The sequence below is a fragment of the Streptomyces sp. NPDC057623 genome, from assembly GCF_042800355.1.
GTDB lineage: Bacteria > Actinomycetota > Actinomycetes > Streptomycetales > Streptomycetaceae > Streptomyces.
Window position 1 is genome coordinate 1 of record NZ_JBHVGZ010000161.1, and the last position, 3797, is coordinate 3797.

Below are 3797 nucleotides of genomic sequence, written 5' to 3' on the forward strand. Positions count from 1 at the left end.
CCAGCGAGACCGACCTACCCACCGAACTCACCGCATAGCCTCAAAACGAGATCACCGAGTGGCCGTCAATACACCACTCCCGCGGACGTGACCCTGGACCAGGCGGTCAGACGCTGGCTCGCCGACTGCCGACTGCCGACTGCCGACTGCCGACCGCCGACCGAGGGCCCGGGCCAACTTCGCCCTCCCGCGACGCCGCATCCTCCTGTCACCCTGATCAACCGGCTGACACCCCCAAATCAGCGACAGAGCCCAAAAGCTGGGCCAGAACCGCAGAACGGGAGGCGCCCAGGTTCTGGGGGGAGGGGGCGTTCGAACGGGGTCAGGACAGGGTTGGGCTGGTTGGGGCGGTCAGTCGTGCTTGAGCTGCGGCTCGTACCTCGGGTGTTTCCGCTGGGTCATCGCGCAGTACGGCGATCCGTTCCAGGGCTTCCGGACTGGCGGGTGCTGAGGTGATCGCGAGGAGCCGTGCCCTTTCCTCGCAGTCCCAGAGGGACTCGGTGAAGGCGTAGTCCAGGCCATGCCGGTCGATAGCGGCAAGTGCTTCAAGGTACGAGGCTCGCTCGTACGAGTGCGGGGTGCGCAGCCAGAAGCGCCGCAGGTAGGGCACCGCCCCGGCAGCTTCGGGCCCGAACCGGGCCAGGCGCCGGGCGGTCCGGTCGGGACCGCACCAGGTCCGGGTCGCCCATTGCTCGGCGAGTTCTTGCACGAGTCCCGGCAGCGCCCCGGGGCCCGGATGGTCGGACAGGACGTCCGCTCCCAGCTGAGCAAGCCAGGGGCGTTCGTCCTGCGCCCAGCTGTGTGCTGCCGGTACGGCAGCGGCGCCCAGGCGCTCAACAGCCCGCCAGACCAGGGGCAAGGGTCGGCGGCCGTCGGAGGTGCCCAGTGAGGGGACCAGCGGGATCAGTTCCTCTGCGGGCTCGCGGCCGTTCAGGGCACGCAAGGCGTCGAACTTCGTGTCGTCTTGGGCATGGTCATCGGCAAGCAGCGTGAGAAGTTCCGCGGTACTGAGCCCGGCCAGTGATGGCCGCGGGACGGACAGATGGCTCTGTACCTCGATCCCGAACCGCGTCCACGGCTCGAAGAGCCAGGGAAGCTCCACTTCTCCGCGGATCCGGGCGCGTGCGACGTCACCGAGATCTTCCCACCACTCTGGCGGCCAGCACGCCGATACCGACTCCAGTACACGGGCCCAGTGCCTACCTTCCCGGATATACGCCCGAAGGCCCTCGCGGGCCCCGTCCGAACCGGCGAGAGCCAGCAGCTCCAGCACCTCGCAGGCCCGCAGGCAAGCCTCCTCGTCCGCCACCAGCTGATCCAGGACCGGCGTTGGGGACAACTCCAGGTCCTGGACCAGCCGCGCCAGGTACAGAGGCCGGTCGTCGACTGCGTCCCACCGCCAGTCACGGCGGATCCCGTCATAGACGAACACCGCGGATCCCTGCGGGTCCTGGAGCGCTCGTATCGCGCCCAGGCCACGCCCCCGTTGCAGCAGACCCTCGACGGAGTCGTGGTGGACGTATGACATCTCGTACTCATCGCTCATCACCCGGCACCCTGCCCGACCTCACGCCTGCCCGCCAGGCAATATCGGCTGGGCCACCGGACAGGCCCTGTCGAACACGCGGGCCCACAACGATGGGGGGTGCCCCTCTCTCTTTGGTCAAGGTCGCGGGCCAGGATGGCGGCATGACGACCTGGTTCCGGACCTACTACGAGGACGAAGATCTGTGGCTGTATTTCGAGGCCGATGACGAAGGCTGGGCAGCGCGGCAGGTCGAGGTCCGGGGGCAGAACTCGCGTGCGGTGACGGCGGCCTCTTTGGAGGAGGTGCTGCACTTGCGTGATCGTGCCGATCTCGCGGCGATGTTCCGCTATGAACGGCAGTACGGGGTTCTCGCCGAAGGTCCCATGGACGTCTGGCAGGACCAACCGCAGGCGGCCGAGATCTCCGCGGAGGAGTTCGAGCGGTTGTGGGTTGAAGCCCGGCGGGCTCTCGGTGATTCAGCCTGACTTGGCGGGGTGAGGTTCGTAGAAGGTACCGTCGCGGAGCATCGCGAAGAGGACGTCCGCCCGGCGCCGGGCGAGGCAGAGTAGGGCCTGCGTGTGGTGCCTTTCCTGAGCGATCTTCTTGTCGTAGTAGGCCCGCGATGCCGGGTCGCCCAGGGCGGCGAACGCAGAGAGGAAGAAAGCCCTCTTGAGCTGCTTGTTTCCTCTCCTGGACGGCTGTTCGCCGCGGATCGAGGACCCGGAACTGCGGGTCGCGGGGGCGAGTCCGGCGTAGGCGGCGAGGTGGCCGGCGGTGGGGAAGGTGCTGCCGTCGCCGACGTCGATGAGGATCCTGGCTCCGGTCCTGACGCCGATTCCCGGCATGGACGTTAGGACCTTCGAAAAGAGGGTGGACCTCCAGGAGTTCCTCGATCCACCCGGCCAGCAGCTTGCGCTGGTCAAGGACGGCGGTCAGGGATGCGGCGAGGCTTGGGACGATCAGCGCGGCTGCCTCGGTGCCCGGAACGGTGACGGTCTGCTCGTCCAGGGCGGTGAAGGTGTCCTCGACCAGCCGTTCGGCCATCCGCGGGGCCTTCGGCCGTAACAGCGTGATCAGCCGCCGTCTGCCTGCTTTGCGGATCTGGGCCGGTGAACCGAACCGCTCCAGCAAGGCCAGCACAGCCGGGTGCTTCAACCGTGGCCCCAGGACCCGCTCCAGCGACGGATGGATTTGGGTCAGCAGGCCGTGGAGCCGGTTGGCGACCCTGGTGGCCTCGCCGGCCAGGTCGTCGTCGAAGCCCATGATCATCTCCAGATCGGCGATCGTCTCGTCCTCACAGTCGATCGCCCGCAGCGTGTGCGGCATGGCCCGGGCGGCATCCGCGATGATGAACGCATCCCTCGCATCCGTCTTCGCCTCACCCGGGTAAAGGTCGGCGATCCGCCGCATCGTCAGCCCCGGTAAGTAGGCGACCGGGCAGCCCATGTCCCGGGCCACTGCGAGCGGCAGAGCTCCGATCGAGGCCGGCTGGTCAACGACGACCAGCACGGTCCCGTGCTTGGCCTTCAGCTTGGCAAACAGCTTGCGGAGCTTGGGTTCCGGTGTTGGGCAGGCGCTTGTCGAAGGCTTTCTTCCCGGCCGGGGTGACGGCGGTGGCGTGGTGTTCGCCCTTGCCGACGTCCAGGCCGAGGAAGACGTCGATGTCGCCGGTGTCGATCACGGGCAGGCCCCTCCATCACGCTTTCGTCCGGCCTTGCCTCGGCACCGAGCTGCCACATCCACGTTACGGAGAGCTCTTCCGGCCCGGGTGAAGCCGGTGCTCAAGCCCCTCATCAGCGGTCCGTCGATGCCTCCGGACCCGGTGACACCCTCCCCGGATCATGAACAACAAGGGGGGAAGTCATGCCGGACCCGAAGGCCGGAGGCCCCATTGCAGAGCCATGAAGAAGGTAACGGGGGGTGCCGTCGAGGATGGGCTCTGGCACAGATCTCGGAGGAGGCGCGGGGCGTCACCGGGCCGGCCCGCTTTCCGGCCGTGATCAGACCGGCCAAGGCCGTCGGCCCGGCAGGCGAGTTCGTCGTTCGTGCCGTGAAAACCCAGGACTTGCAGTGCCCCAGTGCCCGAAGTTGAGGGACGGGTTCGTATCGAAATGTAGAACCAGAGCAGTAGAACCAGAGCAGTAGAACCAGAGCCAGAATCTAACGAAGCACTACTAGTGCTCTGACCGCATAGGTTCACCGGGTTGGTGGTCGTGGCGGTTGGATGTGCGGTGACGTCCGAACCGACCGCTGGAGGCGCGGTGGCCGA

2 protein-coding genes and 1 pseudogene are annotated in these 3797 nt (G+C 67.4%); 1 reads left to right on the plus strand and 2 read right to left on the minus strand.

Annotated elements, in window-relative coordinates; genetic code table 11:
- Positions 1-322: 322 nt before the first annotated feature.
- Complete coding sequence (locus tag ACFU95_RS50775) at positions 323-1546, minus strand: hypothetical protein (protein ID WP_383844689.1); 1224 nt, start codon at positions 1544-1546, stop codon at positions 323-325.
- A 143-nt stretch (positions 1547-1689) separates the two neighbouring features.
- Here ACFU95_RS50775 and ACFU95_RS50780 point away from each other — a divergent pair, with 143 nt between their 5' ends.
- Positions 1690-2013 (plus strand): hypothetical protein, encoded by a 324-nt coding sequence (locus ACFU95_RS50780; protein ID WP_383844692.1) that lies wholly within the window; start codon positions 1690-1692, stop codon positions 2011-2013.
- On the opposite strand, the pseudogene ACFU95_RS50785 reads toward ACFU95_RS50780, so the two are convergent.
- Positions 2005-3209 (minus strand): annotated as a pseudogene (locus tag ACFU95_RS50785) (IS110 family transposase). The gene ACFU95_RS50780 and the pseudogene ACFU95_RS50785 sit on opposite strands and share 9 nt — an antisense overlap.
- Between the last annotated feature and the right edge of the window lie 588 nt (positions 3210-3797).